The organism is Undibacterium paludis (genome assembly GCF_022568815.1).
Lineage (GTDB): Bacteria > Pseudomonadota > Gammaproteobacteria > Burkholderiales > Burkholderiaceae_D > Undibacterium.
In genome coordinates, this window is record NZ_JAKZHX010000005.1 from 163,811 (window position 1) to 185,530 (window position 21,720).

A 21,720-nucleotide genomic window follows, 5' to 3' on the forward strand; every position below is an offset into this window, starting at 1 on the left:
ACTTGGCTAGTGAAATGATCGTCGCCACAAGCCCCTGTCCCCGGAACAGGGCGCACCAGAAGCTCGCAGCCAACACCTGATCCGTACAATTTCTCTTAAAAATTGCACAACTTCAGTGCATTGACTTTTTAACATGAATGGAAATGAAAGACTTCACTTTTTTCTAGAATGTGACTACTAATGAAATGTAATCATTGTGTCACTTTTTATGCTTATATATTAAGCAGGCACAGCAGACAGGATGAGGCTGGCACCCTTTGACACCGGCAGCAGATTGCTGCCTCAGTTTGAGCATGGGATAAATGCTGCGTCATCCACAAATAACCAGACAGCAGATGCTGCATGCAAAAGCATCAGGCCGGAGCGTTTATGCAGGAACACACCACCTGGCCGCGCTATGCCTGTTGTATCCCTGTTTATTGACTGAACCGCCGACTGCCGCACCAGGCTTGGCAGTCTTTTTGAATCACGGTAATATGCAGACAGCATCCGTATCCATATCAGGCTATAAAAACTATCTGACCGATGCGCAAAAAATCCATGAACACCAAGGACTATCAGCAATGACATCGCTGACCGACACAGGCTTGGAAGCCTGGCTTCACTTTTCACCATGCAGCAGCTTCGCCGTCCAGACAGGCTTGCGCTGTTGTACACCCCATCCCTGATCCCGCTTTGACATGAAGGCCGGCAGCAATGCCGGTCGCCGATATCATCGCCCGGCCAGCTTGCCACCATGGCGGGATAGCCGAGTGAAGTATCCCGGCATTTTTTATTCCGCCATCAAGGCAATACATTTTTTGACCATGAAAGATTTTTTACAAGATCCAGGCATGCGCATGCGCCCCGTTCCCGCGGGCACAATCGCCCTGCGCGATGACAGGACAGGCCGTCAATGGCAGGTCAGGCTGGCTGCCTATGAAATGGCAGCCACGCCAGTAACACAGTCGCTGTATGCGGCGCTAACAGGTCTGTCTCCTTCCATTCATACGGACAGGCAGGCGCCGGTGGAAAGCGTGTCCTGGCTCGATGCCGTACGCTTTTGCAATCTGCTGTCACAGACAACCGGGCTGGCAGAGAGCTATGTCATCGCCGCCGATCACAGCGGTGCTGAACTGGTACAGGGCAGCAAAGGCTATCGCCTGCCGACTGAGGCAGAATGGGAATTTGCCTGCCGCGCCGGCAGCAATGCCGCACGTTATGGTGATCTGGACGATATCGCCTGGTATAGCGGCAATGCTGCCGGCCGCCCGCACCCGGTTGGCCAAAAGCAGCCAAATGTCTGGGGTCTGTACGATATGCTGGGCAATGTCTGGGAATGGTGTAATGACCAGTATGATCCCGAGGTATATGGTGCTTACCGTCTGTTCCGTGGCGGCGGCTGGGCGGATCATGAGCGCGGCTGCCTGGCAACAAACAGACGGCGCAGTCACCCTACATTCCAGATTGATGATCTCGGCTTTCGGCTGGCGCGCTCGCTGTGAATGCCAGCGTATCAACGATTATCAGGCTCGCAAAAAAATCGACGTGCGATCCAAAACGGAAGGCACGTCGATCTCTTCAATGGCAACCCTCATGACAAGGGTGCTGGCTTAGAACATGATCGCGATCTTACTGCGCAAGTGTGATCGGGGTTCATGTGCTGCTCAAAATGCTCATGTACTTAAGTACATTCCGCCTTTTGCGCTGCTCTTCACCCCGCTGACACTCGCTCGCTACAGATCGCAAACACGTTCTTAGCGGCTTATTTCGATGCAGCCGGGGCAGAAGCTGCTGGTGCAGTTGCCTTGGCATCGTCCGCTTTCATGTCTTTTTTCGCATGCTTGTCGTGCTTGGCATGTTTCGCATGCTTCTCTGTTGCTGGTTTGGCTTCAGGTGCTGCTGGTGCAGGTGTGCTGGCGCTGGCCGATGCAGATGCTGCTGTCACTTTGGCGGCCGGGGCAGATTTCGCCACGCTGGCAGCTGCTGCGGCAGAGGCAGGTTTTGCAGTAGCCGATGCACTGGCGCTGGCGGGTGTCTGTGCAAATGCGCTACCCATCAATACGGTAGAAGCGATAAGTGCGGTGATGATCTTGTTCATGATAGTTTCCCTTAATAGTGTTGAGCGATATTGATTTTGTTGATTTTTTCCCGGCAGCACGTGCTGCCGGTTTGTGTATTACTGAACGCGTTTCCTGAAACTTATTTGGATGCGGCGCTGGCAGAAGCAGATGCAGGTTTCATTTCATCTTTATTCATTTCTTTTGCGTGCTTCTCGTGCTTCTCGTGTTTTTCATGCTTTTCATGTTTTGCTGCCTTGTCAGCCGCTGGCTTGGTTTCTGCCGGTGTCATCGCTGCTGGTGCTGATGCAGAAGCGGATGCAGACGCTGCAGTGACCTTGGCTGCCGGTGCCGATTTGGCGACGCTGGCTGCTGCGGCGGCAGAGGCAGGTTTTGCAGTAGCCGATGCGCTGGCGGGTGTCTGTGCAAATGCGCTACCCATCAGAACGGTGGAAGCGATGAGTGCGGTGATGATTTTGTTCATGATATTTTCCTATTCGTGTGGGTTGTTTGCTTAACTGTTTAACCGTTTGTTTTTCAGTTTCGTAGTCAGTCTACGTAAGCCAAAAACGCTGTCCAGCAAACTTGCGTTGACGCAAAAAACCACATGTCATGCAGCTTAGTGTTGTTGTTCTAAACGACATGTGTGCTGTCAACCAGAATGCCTGCTGGCGCGTTACGCGCACAGGTATACATAAAAACTGCAATAAAGATTACGCAAAAAAGACACCTGCCTGGAGCAGGCGTCTTTTTTTTGCAGCGTAAGAATCCAGCTTCAGCAAGCCTGGATAAACAGAAAATATCTATTCCACTAATGTCTTGCTCACAAAAAGTGACGCACAAAGCCCTGTCCAGCCTAATTCCAAAAAAAATGGCATAGTAGTGAAAACCTGACGCATCCCAGGTTTGAGCATTATGTTTTCACTGGAGATTTAAGTGGCCTGGATTTATCTGATTTTGGGTGGTTTCTTTGAAGTTGGTTTCACTACCTGCCTGCGCTATACCGATGGCTTCAAGAATATGCCCTGGACTGCGGGCTTCATTGCCTGTCTCTGCATGAGCATGCTGATGCTCGATATGGCGACCAGGGACGCCATTCCCCTGGGGACTGGTTATGCCGTCTGGACAGGCATAGGTGCGCTGGGTACGGTGGTCATCGGCATGATCAGCTTTGGCGAGCCGGTGAGTCCGGTACGTATCGCACTGATCTTTGGCCTGGTGTCCTGCGTTGCCGGTCTCAAGCTCACTGCCGGTCATTGAACGGGTACGTGACCACGTGGCAGAATTGATGCATTTTCTTGCCAGTCATCACGCGTTTTTTATCAGAACCATGTCGGCAGCACGGCGAGATTTGTTGTCGGCCTAGGTGCACGCCGGATCAACGGCACCCCCGACATGGTTTGAACGACATGACACCGCCATCTTGCACACTGGAGCGGCCCATTTTTTGATGCAGGCAACAACTACACAATGCTCAAGGCCAGCTGACCTGTCAATGGTGTGTACGCATCATTGTACAAAAACCAGATTGCATAATTGCCTGCCGCCAGGCCGGTCGTATTGAGCGTGATGCTGCCCTGTGCATTGCCGGCATATTGCCAGACCAGTGAATTGACCTGCCCCGGCACTGCGCCGGCGGTGTAGACACCAATCCAGTTCCTGCTGTTCACCTGTGCCTGCGGCACTGCATAGCTTACGGTGACACTGCTGCCGTGCGTGATGCGCGGTGTTGCGGTAGTCAGGCTCACCTCATTGCGCTTGCCGCCAAGGCGCGGGTCTGTGCGGTTGTTGAAACTGTTGCTGGCCGTCGCCTCGATATGGCCAGCCAGCCTGCGCAGGAATTGCGCATCGCTGCTACTGCTGATGCTGAAATCGTACCAGCCAAAGCTGTCGGTCAGTGCAAATTCCAGCCGCAGAGTCTGGCCACCGGCCAGGGTATAGGTCGTCGCCAGCAAGCCGCTGGCATTGTCACTGATCGTGAGGTTGCAAGCCTGGTTGCTGTCGGCATTGGATAAGGACAGCAAGAGTTTGCCGTTGGCAGTGTCATGTACGGCCTGCACCTCTGGCCTGCTGCTTGCGGTGACGCTGCCCCTGCATTCGCGCATGAAACCATTGGGGCCGTAGGCAGCCAGGTGATAGCTGTCGCCGCTCCAGTTCCAGATTTCATTTTGTATCTGCTTGCCGGCCTCCACCGTGTAGTACCAGGGGCCGTCACTGCGCGCCCTGGAATAGACGATGAAGGCAGCGCCTGTCGTGCCGGTGTTGATGAAACTGACTTCCACTTGCTTGCTGGTATTGGCGCGAACATGCACAGCCAACTCATACGGCAACCGACATGCCGGACGCGGCCCTTGTGCCGCCTGGTAGGCTTCCTGCCTTGGCTGGACCTGGTTCGCAGGCGGTGCGGGATAAGGCTTGCCGCTGACCGGCACATAGGCAGCGCTTTTGGGTACCGTGGCTGGCCAGTTCTGGTCTGGCGACCTGAAATCAAATGCTGATGTCAGGTCCCCGCAGACCGTGCGTCGCCATGGTGATATCTGCGAGCAGGTAACGGCTGCGCGGCTCTTGCCCAGGCCATTGACCAGCCATTCTTCCAGGAAGCGCAGTTTGGACGTGTGGTCAAACAGTTGTGAGCAGACCTTGCCGCCTTTGCTCCAGGGTGAAATCACCAGCATGGGCACGCGCGGCCCCAGGCCTACCGGTTCGGTGCCGGATTTTTCATAGTAGCCGTTGTCGGCCAGGGTGGATCGCCCCATGGCGGTCGTAATGGGGGGAATGTCTGGCGGCACATGGTCAAAAAAGCCATCGTTTTCATCGTACATCAGCAGGAACACAGTCTTGGCCCAGACTTCAGGTTCAGCCACCAGCGCCGCCAGCAGGCGCGCCGTCAGGTTTTCACCGGCATTGGGTGAATTGGGCGCATGCTCGGTGTAGTCATTCGGCGCGCATATCCATGATACCTGCGGCAGGCGGCGGTTGCGTATGTCGTCGGCGAAGGCGCTGACCAGGCCATCGCCCCGGCTGCCACCGACACTGGCACCTGGCGCCAGTGTGCGTGCTTTCTGATACAGCGGCGAGTTGCTGCTCAGGCGGCTGCCGTCGGCATTGACGCGGAAGTTCCTGAAATAAGCGAGGTAGTTGTCGCCGTAATTATCCCACTCCTGATAGACCTTCCAGCTGACCTGGTTGGCTTCGAGCACTTCAGCATAGGTCTGCCAGTTGGGTGCGCTGGCAGTGACGGCGGGCGAGATATTGTCATTGGCCGGTTCGCCATTGTAATAACCCCTGGCATCAATGTTGTACAGGCTGCCCATGGCGCCCAGCCACCCCTGGTTGGTGCCCGTCAGTGAATACATGCGGTTGGGATCGGTCGCACCAAAGACCGAGCAGTGATAGGCGTCGCAGATCGTGAAAGCGTCAGCCAGTGCATAGTAAAACGGCAGGTCGCCACGGTCGAAATAACCCATGGTCTGCACGGTCTTTTTGCCGACCCAGGCATCCCAGCCCTGCCAGGCCTGTTGCGAACCTTTCCATGAATGATTGGTGCCGACGGACAGGGCGCTGGTGTTCTTTGCATCAAAATGAAAAGGCAACACGCTGCCGCCAGCCGGGTTTGGCTGCTGCCAGACCGGTGAGCCGTTGGGCAAGGTAATGGCACGCGGATCATCAAAACCGCGCACACCTGCCAGAGTCCCGAAGTAATGATCGAAAGAGCGGTTCTCTTGCATGAAGATAACAACATGGCCGACATCAGCCAGGGTGCCGGTGATATTATTGGCCGGCACCGCCAGGGCCTGCTGTATCAGCCCCGGCAAGATGCCGGAGCCGGCTGTTGCGGCAGAAAACTGCAAGAACTTCCGTCTGCTGTTTGAAATCATTTTCCCTGTCCCCATTAGTTTTGGCATGACCTGATGCTTGTCTCAGGCATGTGTATTTGCCAGTAGATAATATATTTTAAATATGTCAGCAATATTTCAATGAGAAAAAGACGCGAAGAGACAAGACAGGGATGGTGACAAGGAGCAGAGCTGTGGCAGCTTGACTACACCGGCAATTCCAGCCCACCGGGTGATGTCAGGAAATTAAATAATAGTTAATTTTTTTGAAATCCTCCTTGTCGCCTCAAAATCTGATGTTTATAATTAGTCTAGCCTATTAGATAATATTTTATTGCTGAAAAGCACACCTTTATCCAACCAGGCAGCACATGCGGTGCCGGTAGCAAGAGTACGCTGTATGCGTTTTTGCCGCGCAACACATGAATCGTTGTTCAACAAGATCAAACAGCCCGGCAAGCATGTTGCGTCCCTGTGCCCTCCCCTCCCTGGCAACCTGCCCGGCGGGTGTCAGGTACGATCAGGCATGGCCACAATTCGTGGCCTACTCGTGACCTGTACCCATGCATCATGACTGACCGGCAATACACAAGGAAGACATGATGACCACCTCCAGCTTTGTCTTGGGATTTTCCACCAACCTCACCATCGGCCTCAATCCTGACTGGGACCCGGCACAGAACAAACTCAATATCCTCTATCCAACCACGAACGAAGCCATGACGCCCGCCGCGCCTGCCGTATCGATGGAACGCGGCACCTGGACTTATCCCGACATCAGCCTGCACAACAATGCACTGAGCCTGCTTGATGCGCTGATCCCTTACCAGATACTGACCCCGGCTGCTGACATTGACGCGGTACAGATCGGCGCTGGCGCCCTGCTTGGCGGCGCCTATCAGAGCACCGCTTCGCTGCAACAGTTGTCCGGCGCAATCGGCGTTGACCTGACCAGGGCAGACTATCGCTATGCACTGGTGAAATTGCGTCGTGTTGACAGTGAAGTCACCCATGCGTCACAGACTGGCGGCATTCTGGTGCATGCGCGGCCACGTCAGCCCGATGCAGCCTATCACCTGACAGAGAGCTTCATGTCTGACATCACCAAGCTGCCCCATGCCGGCCGCAGCCGTCAGCAAGACTATGGTGATCAACTGGTGCAAAGCGATGCAGAACGGGTGCTGGCGTCCTTCAAGCAATACGGCACCCACTATGTGTCGGCACTGGAATTTGGCGACACCATCCTGCAGGTATTTGCCTACCTGCCTGAAAAATTCGCCCGTATCGAAGAAGCCTATGCCAATGGCAATAACATCCTGTCCGGCCCGGGTTCACAAGATTTTGTGCAGTTCACCACTGACAGCAAGACAGGCGTATTTGGCCTGGTGGCTGAATATGGCAAGGTCTTGTGCCTCAGCAATAGCGCGGCATTTACTGACAGCCTGCAAAACCAGTCCTGGCTGGACAAAATCTGGTCGCAAAAAAACAGTATTTTTGCCTTGTTCAATCCCAATGCCAGCTTTAGCCTGTTTACCCTGCAAGAACAGTTTACCGAACAGACCGTCAGCAAGGTAACGCTCGCCAGCATGGGGGTGATGATAGAACAGAAGCGGCTCTTGCTCTGGCAGCGGGTATTCAAGGGGGCGATGGTGCAGAAATATCGCGACAATGTACAAGCCAACTTCATGGTCTATGACGACCGCGATTTTGAACGCATGCTGCCAGCCGATTTCAATGATGTCACGTCCTTCATCGCGACGCCAAACATCAATGTCTACAAGGCCCGTCTTGACATAGGCGAGATGCAGTTTGTCGCCGCCTCCGAGGTCGTCAATTTCACCCTGTTTGCCAATGTGCTGGCCCTGAAGACCAATGCCGCCTTTGCTGTGCCGGGCAAGAACCTGAGCCTGTATGCCCAAGTGTTTGACATGCGCAGCAAGGGACAGCCGCGGCAGCTGGAATTGAGTGACGCCGGTTACGACCAGCTCAAGCTGGCCTGCGACGAATTTCTCGGTGCACTGGTAGTGCGCAACCGGGCAGGTGACCGCTACAGCGTGATTGTGGACGGCCTGCGCTTTGGCCTGCAAGGCAGCGGCGCCGGCGCAGTACCCATACTGGCTGGTGATGTGCGCCTCTCGCCTGACCAGGAAGCTGTACCAAAGTTGATCAACAGCCTGCAATATTCCATGAGTTTTGCCGAAGCCGTGCTGAGCGACCAGTCGGCCTGCGCCAACGATGGCCTGCAATTACTGATGCGCCGTTACCTGAACTGGATAGCCAGCTGGATACCTGTCCTGCCCGACGACCCCGAAGTGATCGCCCTGCGCGTGCGCGCCATGGACCTGGCCAATTTTGTCAACGACCCGGAATCAGGCGCCTTCGTACCGATTCTGCCGTTCGACGATTACCAGCAATACGTACAGAAAATTCTCGGCTACCTTGACCGTATCCAGCTGCAACTGGTGCAGAATGAACAGCGCATGGCCAACCGCCGCCTGCAGGAACTGGTCATCGATGTCGGCAAGACCCTCAATGAAAACATCATCGAATCAGGCAAGCTGGTCAGTGGCATTGTCGATGCCAATATCGCTCAGCAAAAAGACATGCAGGGCTTTTACCAGTCAATGATAGACCAGGGCAAGGCTGAAGCTGCACAACAGCAGACAAAACTCAATGAACTCAACAAGCAACTGTTGCATGCCAGAGGGGATGTGGATGTCGCCACGCAACAGTACAAGTCAGCGGTCGAAAAATGGGAAACCATGGAGATCATCAAGTTTGGTCTTGATGTGGCGACCAACCTGTTCAGCCTGGGTACGTCCTTCTTGATTCCGGCCTCGTCCATTTCTGCGGTCAAGGACCTGGGGCTGATGGCGCAACGCATACAGAAAACCCTGAATGTACTCAACGCCACGCAAAAACTGTACACCGGCATCAGTACCGGCCTGACCGGACTCAATGGTGCACAAGCCGCACTTGACGGCCTCGATGCCGGACAGTTTGGCAATCCATCAAGCCAGTCATGGGATGAGATGTCGCTTTATTTTGACCAGGTGATGGCAACCGGCCCCGATGTCAAGGCGGAAAAGGCTGCATTGCAGACCGCCTTCAAGATCATGGTATTGCGCGGCAAGGCTGTCGCCGGTGCAGAATCTTCATTGCACACCATACAGCGCAACATCTATACCAATCAATTGCAGCAAGAACTCAATGCCCGTCAGGCAGCCCGACTGGCCGAGCTGCAAAAGAAACTCAATCCTGCCAATGTCAAGGACCTCGACCGTTCTGCCATCGATCTGATGGGCCTGACCGGCCAGCTGACCTACATGCAGAACCAGATGCTGACCATACTGGCCAGGGCTTTCCTGACGCAGGACCAGGCATTGCAATATGCCTACCTGCAGGCAGCAACACCAATTACGTCTTTCAGTCTGCTCAAGTTCAGCGCCGCTATCGTGCAGCAACACGGCCGCACCCTGGCGGCAAAGAGTGCGCTGGCGCCTTACCAGCCGGTGCGCACCAAACCCATAGAATTCGTGATCGAGGGCGTCAATCCACAAGAGCTGACCAACGGCAATATCTACAGCCAGACCATCTTCCTGGACAATGCTGTCTTCTATAAGTATGCCAATGCCCGCATCATTGCCGTGCTGGCCACTGTCGAAGGTGTGGCGGGTACCGACAGCGGGCAATACCTGCTGCGCCTGGCCTATAACGGCAACCCTTTCAATGACCGCGACATGAACCGTGACCGGTTGAGCTTCCGCACACCATGGCGCGAACGCATCTATGGCTATCAGTGTGAAGATAACAGCCCGACCTTTTCTGATCATGGTGAATCCTGGTCAGAAGGTGTGAGCCGGGTGACACCGTTCTCTACCTGGGAAATCTCTTTCCCAGCAACCCAGACCAATCGCGGCTTGCGTTTTACCTCAGGCACAGTCACCCTGCGTCTGTCCTTTGTACTGGAAGCGCGTATCGTCGACCCGGCCATGCTGGCCCGGCTGCGCATGGCCACACCTGCTGTCAATGCACTGGCAGGCCCGGTAGCACGCAGGGCAGTCGCGCCAGAAGCGGATCATGCCGCCCTCAAGGCATTCGCCCTGCCATCCAAAGAAAACCTGCTGACAGCGCTGTATCAGCAAGGCAGCTGCACCAATGGCTGGGATGTCGTGTTCAACATGGGTCTGTCAGAAATTAATCGTGTCCTGGCCATCCAGTATGATGAGTTAAAGACATCGACCACCTACAAGAACAGGATAGTCGTCTCGACATCAGAGAAATATCCGGGCAATGTCACCATCAACACCTATTTTGAAGTCGAGTACGGTTACCCCAGGCTGGAATTCAGTGTCAATAGCAATAATACCGCCAGGCTGGACATGGAAATTCTCAAAGGCACAATGAAGGTATGCACAAAGATTGGCACCTCACCTGAAATATGTGACCAGCCGCAAAACATCACCGGCGAAACCATGACGGCCTACGTACCCTTGGGCAAGGTCAACGGCCAGGTCAAGGTTGGCAACCAGAACCATGATGTGCTCAGGGTAGAACTGAATATGCTGCAAGGCGCATTCTCGATAGGCAATATCCAGCTCAGTGACGCTACCAAGGTGGAATTCAACAAGGCGGTACAGGCTTACTTCACACAGAACCCGGTGATCTACCTGATCAACCAGCTGGACCTGACAGAGATCCCCACCCTGCCCGCCTTAAAGCCCAGCAACTTCCTGTTCAAGCCCCTGCAGACCGCCAGCGGCAACCAGATGCTGCAGCTCTACATCATGACTGGAGGGCGTGACCTGCTCAATTACTCGCTGGCTTCACTCAACAACGTGCCTGAACCGCTGCCACAGGGTCAGAACACCAGCATGATCGTCAGCTCTCAACTGGTGTTCCGCGACATCTTGCCGCAAAGCCTGCGCAATAATGGCTGGACACTGCAAGGCCAGAACCCCGGCAGCAGCGCCAAGGCCTGGACAGCCACCTTCACCAGCGCCAGCGTGACTGCCACCGTCGACCTGAGCCCGCTCAACCATAGCAGCAGTGTTTCCGGTCAGGGCGGCGGATCAACGACGCGCTATACCTACTCCATCCCCGGTGGCAATGACATCGCCTGGAGTCTGAACGGCACCACCCTGAAAGTCCAGTCGAATGGACAGCTTGTTTATGGCGGCACCCAAAATCAGGTCATGAACTATAAAGAGCATTCGTCAACCACGTTCTATCCCTGCTTCTTCAATTGCACCAGCACGTCAGACAGAGACCTCAGCACCGAAGTCAGCCTGAAGGTACAAGCCTTCATGCCTTTGTCAGTGGGCGGTGACGGCCGCAACCAGAAGATCAACATCGCTATGGAAAGCACAGGGGTCAAGGTGGAAGGCCATATGTCAGGCGGCGGACCCAGCGGATCAGATGACCTCAAGAGCCAGGTCAACCAGCGTATCAACAGCCAGATACCGCCGCAGATCGAGAAGAAACTGTCCATCAGTTTTGAAGCGGTTTCTGTCTTTGCGCTGAAAAACCTGCTCTTCCCTTCAGGCAATTACATCAGCTTCAGCAGTTGCGATGTACCAGGTGATTTGCTCCTGCTGGGGAATATACAGGTCAAGTAAAAACAAGCTGCAAGCCTGCAATGTACCCTTGTGAAAGCAGTGGTACAGCCACAAAAAGGCCGTCGATTTGAAACTGAATCGACGGCCTGCTTACTGAGTCCGATGCAACCTATCCCTGCCCTTGTCTGTCACCGTAACAAAACCTTTACCTCCACCTTCACAACTGATCAAGCCCTCTGCGCAGGCATCTTCCCAGATACACAGGCGCGGGCAGGTGCTGTGCCAGACATCCAGCACTTCGGTGTAGCTGCGTGGTTGCTGCTGTATCCATTCCAGCATTTGCAGGGTCAGGCTGGCGTGTGCGTCGGGCATGATGTTCCCTCCTGTGTTGAGACTGCTAGATAAGATGCAGCATCCCTGCGGTAGCGCCGGCTGCAATCAGCAGTACCGGGTTAAGCTTGCTGCGCAGGACGATGATGGCTGTCAGCACGGTGACCACATCGGTGCCCCAACTTGCTGTCTCGACCTGGGTAAACAAAAAGGCCGTCGCCAGCAGAAAGCCGATGGAAATCGGCGCAAAGGTGTCGCGCACTGCGGCAGTCAGGCGGTTGTTGAAGTTTGATGCCTTCAGGCTGATCACGGACAGGGTCAGTATCGTCGACGGAATGATCACCGCCAGGGTGGTCAGTATGGCGCCGGTCCAGCCGGCAATCAGCCAGCCCACCAGAGAGATGAACAATAAATTGGGGCCTGGCGCCGCCTGGGCAATGGCATAGGCAGAGGCGAACTGTGCGCTGCTTACCCAATGTTTTTCAGTGACGACAAAGTGGCTGATGTCAGGCGCCATCATCACCAGGCCGCCGCCGACCGCCATCATCGACAAGATGGAAAGATGCAGGCACAGGTCCAGCAGGGGCGATTGTTCATCCATTTTTATCTTTCAGAAAATAGGCAGCGACGCTGCCGGGCAAGGCCAGCAGGGCAAACACGACGATCAGACGCCACTTGAGCAGGGCCAGGCCGGCAAATGCCAGTGTCATCAAAACCACATGCAAACCCATCTGGCGACCGGGCATTTTGCCTTTGTCCGGCTTGCCAGTGCCGCCATCCTTACCCCTCTTGTCAAACAGGGACATGGCCATCTTGACGGCGGTTGTCAGCACCAGGCCGGCAGCAACTGCCGTCATGCCCCTCAGCGCATCCTGCACCATGGCCAGATCACCAAAACGCTGGTAGGCGACGCCCAGTGCAATCACCAGTAAAAAGGGGCCAATGATGAGGCCAGCCACAGCGGCCAGGGCGCCAGCAATACCGGCATAGCGTTTGCCTATCATCAGTGCGACATTGCAGATGGTCGGGCCAGGCAAGACCTGGCTCAGTGCCAGGTAGCGGGCAAATTCTTCTGCACTGAGCCAGCGGTATTGCTCCACCAGTGCACGATAGGCAAAAGGCATGACGCCGCCAAAACCGGTCATGGCTATCCTGGAAAACACCAGGAAAATTCGCCACACCGACAGGCTGGCAGGTTCAGTAACGGTAACCGCGGGCAATGGTGGATTTAACATAAGGCACCCATGAAAACAGCAAATATTTTTTCTACATGATCATCTTCGACCTTGCACAATTAAAAGTACAATGAATTTATTTAGACAATTGATTCATTTTTCTGATGAAAATCGACATTCTCGGCGTACAGGCTTTTGTCGCTATTGCCGACCATGGCAGTTTTAACAAGGCAGCGGATGCACTGTTCGTCACGCAAACGGCAGTCACGCAGCGCCTGCGCAACCTGGAGATTTTTCTGGGCGTGACCTTGCTGGAGAGAACCACGCGATCCATCGCGCTGACCCGGACAGGGCAAGACTTTCTGCCGCAAGCCAGGCGTCTGCTGCAGGAGCTGTCAGCCGCACTGACAGAAATACGAGAAACCGGCAAAGCCCTGCGTGGCGACGTGTCGATTGCCTGCATACCAACAGCTGGTGTGCGCTACCTGCCACAGGTCATCCGTGAGTATTCGGCATTGTTCCCCGACAACCGCATCAAGATACTCGATCATGCATCGGTTGGTGTTGCCGAAGCTGTCTTGCGGCGCGAGGCAGAGTTCGGCATCAAGCTGGCCGGCCCCAACCACCCTGAACTGTCTAGCACACCCTTGCTGGAAGATCGCTTTGTTCTGGTTTGTCGCGACGACCATGCGCTGGCCAGGCGCAAGAGCATCAGTTGGGCGCAATTGCAATCACACCCACTGATTTTTGCAGGACAGGCAAGCGGCAATCGCGCCCTGCTCGACGGTTACCTGGGTGCAGAAGGCCTGCATGGCAATAATGGCGGTTTCGCCTTGCAGATTCACTACGAAGTGCAACGCAACTCCACCGCCCTGGGCCTGGTGGAAGCGGGCATTGCCGCCGCCATCGTACCCAATCTTGCCATGCAAAAAGGTACTTACCCACGCCTGCGCGTGATCAGATTGCAAGACCCGGTGATTTCCCGGACCCTGGTGCTGGTCGCCCGCAAGGCTGCCCGCCTGTCACCGGCGGCGCAGCTTTTGTATGACATGATAAAAAATAGTCGTACTGTCAAGTAAAGTCATTAAAATGAAACACTTTGCATTACTGACAATCAGCAGAGTAGCAAGTACTTGATAAATTACACGACAGAGCCCCTATGAAGAAAAAATGGCCCGCAACAATCATCAAATTCGCCGGCATTTTACTACTGATCATCAACGCACCAGCGCATGCCCAAAGGCTGACATATGACAACCAGTCACAAGTCATTGGTGCAGCGGCTGCATCGCCAGAAGGGGGACGTGTCCTGCTGGAAAAATTGTTTACTTATTGTTCCACATATGGTGCCTCTGTTCGTATTGCAGGGCAACAGGCGCTGAAAGATTGGAAAACACGGCATCAGTCCTTGCTCGATGAAAATGTCATCGTCAAACGAGAGTTATTTGATTCAATCAATAAATCATCAGTACCAGAAAAAGACCGCAATACCTTCAAGCATATGTTTGAGGTCGTGCTTCCCAATACGATAGAAGCGCAATTCAAGGCATACATTGCACCTATTGAAGGAATCAATAACCAGGAGGCAAAGGCTGATTTATGCATGAGTTATGTAAAATCTGTTGCTGATGGCAAATGGGATCTGCGCAATAATGATCCTGTTGTGTATACCTTCCTGAACGACAGAATCGCTGCCCACCACAAACAAGCGAAGTAATCTGGCGAAAGAAATAAAAACGGGCGCGCATTTCTGCGCCTCCGTTTTTACTTCAAGCATTTACTGCACCCACGCACCTCATGCAGTCATCAAGCACGCCTTGCCTGTGCCAGCCTGCGCACGACTGCCAGCAGGCGGTCAATCTCTTCACAGGTGTTATAGAAAGCAAATGAAGGCCTGACCGTGGCTTCGACACCAAAGCGGCGCAATATCGGTTGCGCGCAATGGTGGCCGGAACGCACGGCGATGCCTTCTTCATTCAGGGCCTTGCCCACTTCTTCTGTCTGATAGCCTTCCAGCACAAACGAAGCGACACTGGCTTTTTCACGTGCCGTGCCGATCAGGCGTACACCGGGAATGCGCTTCAGGCCATGCGTTGCATAGTCAAGCAAGGCATGTTCGTACAGCGCGATATTGTCCAGCCCCAGTCTTTCCACATAATCTATCGCTGCACCCAGACCCACCGCGTCGGCGATATTGCCCGTGCCTGCTTCAAAACGTGCCGGTGCGGGCTGGTACTGGGTACGCTCAAAAGTCACGTCAGCAATCATGTTGCCACCGCCCTGCCAGGGCGGCAATTGCTCCAGCAAGGCTTTTTTGCCATACACCACACCGATGCCGGTCGGCCCGAATACCTTGTGGCCGGAGAAGACATAAAAGTCAGCATCGAGCGCCTGCACATTGACGCACAGATGGGATACCGCCTGCGCCCCATCAATCAATACCTTAGCGCCCGCAGCATGGGCCAATGCAGTGATTTCATGCACAGGCGTAATGGTACCCAGGGCATTGGATACCTGGGTCACCGCCACCAGCCGGGTCTTGCCGTTAAGCAGCTTGCGGTATTCGTCCAGCAGGACCTGGCCGCTGTCATCGACCGGTATGACACGGATGACCGCGCCTTTTTCGGCTGCCAGTTGTTGCCAGGGTACGATGTTGGCATGGTGTTCGAGCTGCGACACGATGATTTCATCACCGGCAGCGATAAACTTTTTGCCAAAGGTATTGGCAATCAGGTTGATCGCTTCGGTTGCGCCACGGACGAAGATGATTTCTTCAGACGAGGCAGCACCAAGAAAGCGGGCGACCTTGTTGCGCGCTGCTTCATAGGCATCGGTGGCGCGGGCCGCCAGTTCATGTGCAGCACGGTGGATATTGGAATTCTCGTGCTGGTAGAAATAGCTGATCCTGTCTATCACGGACTGCGGCTTTTGCGTGGTGGCGGCATTATCAAACCAGACCAGCTGTTTGCCATTGACCCGTTCCGCCAGGATGGGAAAGTCCCTGCGCACGGCGTTGATGTCGAACGGCGCCCGTAGTGCAGGATTGGCTGCACGCGGCGCCTGGTCCCAGTAATCGTGCTCGCCCTGCTGAAAATAAAACGCCGGGCGATCCGCTGCATTTCCACCCGCGCTTCTTGCCGGCCCGGATGCTGCCGAAGTCTGCGGATATAACTCCCCCAGCAGGCGCTGCAACTGGTCTTGCCCCGGCAGGCCGAAAGAACGCGCCACGACCTGGTCTTGCGATGAGCCTGTGGCCTGTGCTGCCAGCGCGTCAAGGCCAGAACCCGATGGAGCAGCTGAACCGCCATCAAGAAAATAATAGGATGAACTGCCTGCCGTATTTGATTGCACAGCTTGGCGGGAAAACGCTGACGAGCTCTGCGGCAAGGCCGCCGCATACACAGCCGGCACACCCTGGGCAACACCTGCATCAGCCACTGGCGGCGCATGGGCTGTGCCGGTAGTCTGCGGTTCTATCAGCGGCGCGGCCGGTGTTGCTGAGGTCGTTGCTGGCGCAGCAATACCATCATGCAGATGCGACAAACCCGGCAAGAATTGCGCAGCCGCCTGTGCCGCCCCTGGCACCAGGGCAAAAAATTCTGCGGCCATGCGGTTCAGGACGGCTTCGTCAGGCAAGCCTGCCGTTCCGGCATTACTTGTAGGTGTCTGGATACTCATGGTACTTGCCTATCTCTACGTCATCCAATACAGCCAGGGCGTCATCCGTCAGCACCGCCAGCGAGCAGTACAGCGAAATCAGGTAAGAAGCAATCGCATTACGGTTGATACCCATGAAGCGTACCGACAGGCCCGGGCTTTGCTCGCCCGCCAGACCCGGCTGGAACAGGCCAACCACACCCTGGCGTTTTTCACCTACACGCAGGAGGATGATCTTGGTCTTGCCATCTTCAATCGGCAATTTGTCTGAAGGTACCAGCGGCACACCGCGCCAGGTCAGGAACTGTGAGCCGAACAGGCTGACTGTTGGCGGTGGTACGCCACGGCGTGTGCATTCACGGCCAAAGGCGGCAATCGCCAGCGGGTGGGCGAGGAAGAAGCCCGGCTCTTTCCACACCTTGGTCAACAGGTCGTCCAGATCGTCCGGTGTTGGCGCACCAGTCAGGGTAGAAATGCGCTGGTCATCATGGACATTGGCCAGCAGGCCATAGTCAGGGTTATTGATCAACTCACTCTCTTGCCTTTCCTTGATGGTTTCCACCGTCAGGCGCAGTTGTTCCTTGATCTGGTCATGCGGGCTGCTGTACAGGTCAGAAATACGGGTATGCACGTCGAGCACCGTCGCCACTGCATTGAGGAAATACTCGCGCGGCTGTTCATCATAATCGACGAAGGTTTGCGGCAATTCCGATTCATCGCGCTGGGAACAGGCCACCCTGACATCCTTGGGGTTTTTGACCTTGTTGAGCCGGTATATACCGGCTTCTACCGGCAGCCATTGCAGCAGATGCACCAGCCAGCGTGGTGAAATGGTGGACAACTGGGGAACCGTCTTGGTGGCATTGGCTAACTGTCTTGCAGCATTATCGCTGAGGGCGAAATTGCCCGCAGATGCTGCAGCATTTACATCACTTACTGCTTCACTCATGTTTACTCCGTCTATTGTTCAGGTGAATGGGTGGTTGGGGAAAATCATTCCTACAGCGCAAGGGCTTGAGTACCTTGCTCGGCACTAGTGGACTGTCAAAGTGAAAAGCGAAGTGCTTGGCATGTGCTCGACGATCATGGCGGCGTTGCAAATACGCGCGATAGCCCCGCTATCGCCGTGCTTATTTGTCAAAACCTTGCCTTGCCCTGATTCGCCGGGCACATGTCCTTCACTTCCGCTTTCACTGTGACAGTCCACTAGCCTGGTTACCAGCTTGTTCGTGCCGCAGGCTGGCCTGGCTGACATGCGAGCCGGGCGCAACATCGCTGGTCACCCAGACATTGCCACCGATGACAGCGCCACGTCCCAGCGTGACGCGGCCCAGCACGGTCGCCCCGGCATAGATGACCACATCATCTTCCACGATGGGGTGGCGCGGCAGGCCTTTTTGCAGCTTGCCCTCCTGATCTGCCGGAAAGCGTTTGGCACCGAGCGTGACAGCCTGGTAGATACGCACCCGTCGGCCTATCACGGCAGTTTCACCGATCACCACACCTGTGCCGTGGTCGATGAAAAAACCGCCGTCTATGCTGGCGCCGGGGTGGATGTCGATACCGGTCTGGCCATGTGCAATTTCTGCCACGATGCGGGCCAGCAAGGGCACGCCCAGTTGATACAGTTTGTGCGCAATGCGGTGGTGTATCATCGCCAGGATGCCGGGGTAGCACAGCAAGACTTCATCAACGGTACGCGCCGCCGGGTCGCCCTGGAAAGCCGATATCACGTCACTGTCAAGCAGGCTGCGTATGTCTGGCAGGGCGCGCGAAAATTCACGCACGATGGTCAGGGCGCGGTCATCGATGTGCAGGTCTTCTGCTTCGTGATAGCGCGAGGCATAACTGAGTTCCAGCCTGACTTGCGCCAGTAGCGAATGCAGCACCGTATCGAGCGTATGGCCTACATAAAAATCTTCGCTTTCTTGCCGCAGTTCCGGCGGCCCCAGGCGCATCGGGAACAAGGCGCCGCGCAAGTCATTGAGTATCTTTGCCAGGGCATCACGCGAAGGCAGTTCGCGCCCGCCAGGTTCGGACGAGCGCTGCTGCCGGCTGCGCCAGGCATGCCTGACAGCCGCCAGTTCACTGACCACCTGTTCTATGCCAAATAGCGAGGTGCGGATTCCCTGGCCTCTGCTCGCTTTGCTCTCACGTCGTGCATGGCTGGTGTGCTGACTTGCATGCTCACCGATATGCTTGTTTGTTTGCGTACTCATATGCCTGCCTTTGTACCTTGTTCAATCCTGTATCCACGGCAAGTGATGGAAGCGCCAGCCGCCGACCTGTCCGCGTTGTTGCGCCTCATTCAGATCGCCCTCGAAACCTTCGCTGACATTGAATACATTGCCAAAACCAGCCTTGCTTGCCGCCTCTGCCGCAGCAGCCGACCGTTTACCGCTGCGACACAGCAGCAGGATGACGGCAGACTTGTCCTTGACCTTGCTTTCGAGCTCTTTGGCAAAGCGCGGATTGCGCGTCAGCGCTGTGCCGGTAGCCCAGGGCACGTGGATGGCGTCAGCGACATAGCCGACGAACTTGCGTTCTTCTGCCGTGCGAACATCAACCAGTACCGCATGGCCCGCCTGCGACAGACGCCATGCGTCATCAGGGTGCAGGCTGCCTGCATAAGGCAAACCCGCTGCAAGCGCCTGTTGCCGTGCATCGTCCAGTATGGCTTGCGGTGTACTGGCGACGGCCAGGCCCCTGCTGTCCGCTGCTGATGTTTCTGTAATAGAGAAAGTGGAATCGCTCATCAATAAATCTCGCTGCAATCAAATGGAATTTGATATGGTGGTTGCATATCGTTGTTGCGCAAACAGAGTTTCAATGTACGGGATTTACCTAAAACGTAAAACGAATAAAAATGAAGTTATTTATCCATAAAACAGATAAGGCACAGACTGGAAATACCTGATCAGGTAAAATTTCTGTCTGCTTACTAAGCAGGCGGGAATAAAATCAGTCTGCCAGTACAAGCCAGTTCACCTTTAAAAGAATCTACATACGATCGTTGAAAACCATATGCCACTTTTACGCACCTTGATAACGCCTGGCGTGATTGCCCTGTCTGTTTTTTGGGCCCTGCCCGGCCAGGCAGAATCCATCAAACTGGACTGTAAGGACCCGAGTAGCAAAGGCAACGAAGCCCGGGCCATGCAGCAACTGGCAAAAGATGTGGTGGTACGCCCATCAAAACATGTGCTGACGATCAAGGGGAAATCCGGCACTCTCAAATTTGAGGACAAGCCACCGTTTGATGATTCATTAGACAGCATCACCTATCACTTCTGTGACCGCAAGGAAGGTTTCATCCTGCTCATGCATCATGATCAGGACATGTTCACCGGCAAGCTCTACAATGAAGAAACGGGCAAGATAACTCCAGGCGGCGAATTCGTTCTTTTCTCGGACGACAGGCGGGCGTACCTGATCGAGCAGCAACCGAATGGTCTGGATGGATCGGAGTGGAAAATCTACGCTGTCAACGGACAATTGTCCTGGTCCGGCTTTAACTTCATCCAGCGCGATGATGACCGCAACATGATAGATGCAGATCTGAATACACCGGCATGGACAGCATCTGGCGAACTCACCGCACAAGCCCAGTGCCAGCAAAAACCGCAAGTGAAATGGCAGGTCAAGCTGGTGAAAAAAGCCGGGGAATGGAGTTGGCAACCGAGGAAGAAATGTTCCTGACCCGGCACGGAATTACTTTCCCCAGCCACCGAGGGCAGTTTGCCAGGCTCTTGCATAAGCGGGTAAGCTTGTCTGCGCCGTTGCATCAGCAATCGCCAGTTCCATCCCTGATCGCCCTGCCGGTGTTTGCAACAAGGGCTGTGCCGCTGCCAGGGCAGTCAATAATTCTGTCGTCAATTGGTCCAGCGCCGGGCGAATTTTATTTTTCAGGTCTGGCGGATTACTGAAAGGAGGCTGCTGCCTGTCCGTCCATTCGGCAAACAGGGCTGTCTGTATCATCTTGCCGGCGATGATCTGTCTTGCAAAGAAATCCTGCGCCATTTTTGGCTCAAGGCCATACTGCGGCGCCTGCAAGGCCAGCGCATCCAGTATCTGCTGTTCACGCACGGGGTCATCGATCGCTGCCCTGGTGTTCCACTTGTACATGGCCACGTCCTGGGCCAGATTCAGGCGCTGCTGTATCAAGGTCAGCAAGCGCGCCAGTCTGGGGTCGGCCGAGGATTCTGCTATTGCATCAACCTTGGCGTGAGCAGCGGTCGCCATTACAATCGAAGCGCTGGCAAACATCAGACAGAATAAGCACAACTTGAAAACGTTTAAGCTGCTGCGTTGCATGACGTCAGGTAACTTGAAGAGTGTCTTGTTCATACAGATTCAGGCCAGTAACGCCGAAATAAAATCTTTCTTGTCAGCCTTGGCCGGCTCAGTGAATTGCAGCGCTGATTCGACGTGGTGCAGATGATGTTCCATCAGTTCGACTGCTCTTTCAACATCGCCAGCTTTGGCGGCACGCAAGAATTCACCATGCTCATCAGATGAACAGCTGGCGTCACGGCTGGACTGGTACAGCATGGTGATCAATGAACTGCGGCCTGCCAGTTTCATCAGTATGTCTGTCAGTACCTGGTTACCCACGGTATTGGCCAGCAGGATGTGGAAGTCACTGAGCAGGATGGAGCGTTCCTGCACATTGTTGTCGATGATGGCCTGGCGTTCGCGCACCAGGTGTTCTTCTAAGCGTGCATAGTCTTCTGGCCTGGCTTTGGCGATAAATTCGCGGACCAGAGCGGCTTCGAGTATGCGGCGGACAAAGAATATTTCGCGCGCCTCCTGCTCGCCGGGTTTGCTGACGAAAGCGCCTTTTTCCGGCACCAGGTCGATCAGCTTGTCCTTGGCCAGCATGACCAGGGCAGCCCTGATCTTGGTGCGGCTGACGGAATACATGCGGGCCAGCGCTTCTTCACGCAGTTTGGTGCCGGGCGGCAGCCTTTGTTCAGCGATGGCGGTGGTGATGTCGCGCGCTATCGCTTCTGAACTGTCGGCCGGTTCAACATGCTCTGCCTGCTCTGTCTTGCTTGCTGCTGTCATTATCTGGTTACCTGTAAAACTGGGACTTGCTGCGCCGTTTGCGTGAGCAGAAATACAA

Annotated in this window: 18 protein-coding genes; 6 read left to right on the forward strand and 12 right to left on the reverse strand. The window is 54.9% G+C overall.

Annotated features, from left to right (window positions below; translation table 11 throughout):
• Positions 1 to 839 precede the first annotated feature (839 nt).
• Entirely contained in the window at positions 840 to 1,484 is a 645-nt protein-coding gene (locus tag LZ463_RS10490; RefSeq protein ID WP_241455575.1) for a formylglycine-generating enzyme family protein, read from the forward strand.
• Between the two features lie 260 nt (positions 1,485 to 1,744).
• Here the strand turns inward: LZ463_RS10490 and LZ463_RS10495 are convergent, their stop codons facing one another.
• Complete coding sequence (locus LZ463_RS10495; protein WP_241455576.1) at positions 1,745 to 2,080, reverse strand: hypothetical protein; 336 nt, start codon at positions 2,078 to 2,080, stop codon at positions 1,745 to 1,747.
• Positions 2,081 to 2,181: 101 nt separating this feature from the next.
• Positions 2,182 to 2,523, reverse strand: coding sequence for a hypothetical protein (locus LZ463_RS10500; RefSeq protein WP_241455577.1), 342 nt, complete (start codon positions 2,521 to 2,523; stop codon positions 2,182 to 2,184).
• A 452-nt stretch (positions 2,524 to 2,975) separates the two neighbouring features.
• Here LZ463_RS10500 and LZ463_RS10505 point away from each other — a divergent pair, with 452 nt between their 5' ends.
• Positions 2,976 to 3,299, forward strand: a complete 324-nt coding sequence (locus tag LZ463_RS10505) for a DMT family transporter (protein ID WP_241455578.1) — start codon at positions 2,976 to 2,978, stop codon at positions 3,297 to 3,299.
• 203 nt (positions 3,300 to 3,502) lie between these two features.
• Here LZ463_RS10505 and LZ463_RS10510 read toward each other — a convergent pair whose 3' ends face one another.
• The gene (locus LZ463_RS10510; RefSeq protein WP_241455579.1) at positions 3,503 to 5,917 is read right to left on the reverse strand and encodes a phosphocholine-specific phospholipase C; all 2,415 of its coding nucleotides are present in this window, start codon (positions 5,915 to 5,917) and stop codon (positions 3,503 to 3,505) included.
• A 557-nt stretch (positions 5,918 to 6,474) separates the two neighbouring features.
• On the opposite strand from LZ463_RS10510, the gene LZ463_RS10515 reads away from it, so the two are divergent.
• Positions 6,475 to 11,493 (forward strand): hypothetical protein, encoded by a 5,019-nt coding sequence (locus LZ463_RS10515; protein ID WP_241455580.1) that lies wholly within the window; start codon positions 6,475 to 6,477, stop codon positions 11,491 to 11,493.
• Between the two features lie 90 nt (positions 11,494 to 11,583).
• Here the strand turns inward: LZ463_RS10515 and LZ463_RS10520 are convergent, their stop codons facing one another.
• Genes LZ463_RS10520 through LZ463_RS10530 form a run of 3 tightly spaced genes read right to left on the reverse strand, consistent with a single transcriptional unit; the run spans position 11,584 to position 12,998 of the window.
• The gene (locus LZ463_RS10520; RefSeq protein ID WP_241455581.1) at positions 11,584 to 11,805 is read right to left on the reverse strand and encodes a hypothetical protein; all 222 of its coding nucleotides are present in this window, start codon (positions 11,803 to 11,805) and stop codon (positions 11,584 to 11,586) included.
• A 25-nt stretch (positions 11,806 to 11,830) separates the two neighbouring features.
• Complete coding sequence (locus LZ463_RS10525) at positions 11,831 to 12,364, reverse strand: chromate transporter (protein ID WP_241455582.1); 534 nt, start codon at positions 12,362 to 12,364, stop codon at positions 11,831 to 11,833.
• Positions 12,357 to 12,998, reverse strand: coding sequence for a chromate transporter (locus LZ463_RS10530; RefSeq protein ID WP_241455583.1), 642 nt, complete (start codon positions 12,996 to 12,998; stop codon positions 12,357 to 12,359). Before LZ463_RS10530 ends, LZ463_RS10525 begins: the two co-directional genes overlap by 8 nt.
• Positions 12,999 to 13,102: 104 nt before the next feature.
• Here LZ463_RS10530 and LZ463_RS10535 point away from each other — a divergent pair, with 104 nt between their 5' ends.
• Together LZ463_RS10535 and LZ463_RS10540 are read left to right on the forward strand one after the other, a co-directional pair.
• Positions 13,103 to 14,017, forward strand: coding sequence for a LysR family transcriptional regulator (locus tag LZ463_RS10535; RefSeq protein ID WP_241455584.1), 915 nt, complete (start codon positions 13,103 to 13,105; stop codon positions 14,015 to 14,017).
• 80 nt (positions 14,018 to 14,097) lie between these two features.
• Positions 14,098 to 14,655 carry a hypothetical protein gene (locus tag LZ463_RS10540; RefSeq protein ID WP_241455585.1) on the forward strand — a complete coding sequence of 186 codons (558 nt, stop codon included), beginning with the start codon at positions 14,098 to 14,100 and terminating at the stop codon, positions 14,653 to 14,655.
• A gap of 89 nt (positions 14,656 to 14,744) precedes the next feature.
• Here the strand turns inward: LZ463_RS10540 and LZ463_RS10545 are convergent, their stop codons facing one another.
• From LZ463_RS10545 to LZ463_RS10560, 4 genes are all read right to left on the reverse strand, one after another.
• A complete protein-coding gene (locus LZ463_RS10545; protein WP_241455586.1) occupies positions 14,745 to 16,616 on the reverse strand; it encodes a family 2A encapsulin nanocompartment cargo protein cysteine desulfurase in 1,872 nt (623 codons plus the stop codon).
• Positions 16,591 to 17,544 carry a family 2A encapsulin nanocompartment shell protein gene (locus LZ463_RS10550; protein ID WP_241455587.1) on the reverse strand — a complete coding sequence of 318 codons (954 nt, stop codon included), beginning with the start codon at positions 17,542 to 17,544 and terminating at the stop codon, positions 16,591 to 16,593. The genes LZ463_RS10545 and LZ463_RS10550 overlap by 26 nt, the downstream gene beginning before the upstream one ends.
• A gap of 241 nt (positions 17,545 to 17,785) precedes the next feature.
• Positions 17,786 to 18,814, reverse strand: coding sequence for a serine O-acetyltransferase EpsC (gene epsC / locus LZ463_RS10555; protein ID WP_241455588.1), 1,029 nt, complete (start codon positions 18,812 to 18,814; stop codon positions 17,786 to 17,788).
• Positions 18,815 to 18,835: 21 nt separating this feature from the next.
• A complete protein-coding gene (locus tag LZ463_RS10560) occupies positions 18,836 to 19,351 on the reverse strand; it encodes a rhodanese-like domain-containing protein (protein WP_241455589.1) in 516 nt (171 codons plus the stop codon).
• Between the two features lie 268 nt (positions 19,352 to 19,619).
• Between LZ463_RS10560 and LZ463_RS10565 the strand changes: the two genes are divergently transcribed.
• Entirely contained in the window at positions 19,620 to 20,294 is a 675-nt protein-coding gene (locus LZ463_RS10565; RefSeq protein WP_241455590.1) for a hypothetical protein, read from the forward strand.
• Positions 20,295 to 20,306: 12 nt separating this feature from the next.
• On the opposite strand, the gene aroQ is transcribed toward LZ463_RS10565, so the two are convergent.
• Both aroQ and LZ463_RS10575 read right to left on the reverse strand, forming a co-directional pair.
• Entirely contained in the window at positions 20,307 to 20,942 is a 636-nt protein-coding gene (gene aroQ, locus LZ463_RS10570; RefSeq protein WP_241455591.1) for a gamma subclass chorismate mutase AroQ, read from the reverse strand.
• 6 nt (positions 20,943 to 20,948) lie between these two features.
• Complete coding sequence (locus tag LZ463_RS10575) at positions 20,949 to 21,662, reverse strand: GntR family transcriptional regulator (protein ID WP_241455592.1); 714 nt, start codon at positions 21,660 to 21,662, stop codon at positions 20,949 to 20,951.
• Positions 21,663 to 21,720 lie beyond the last annotated feature (58 nt).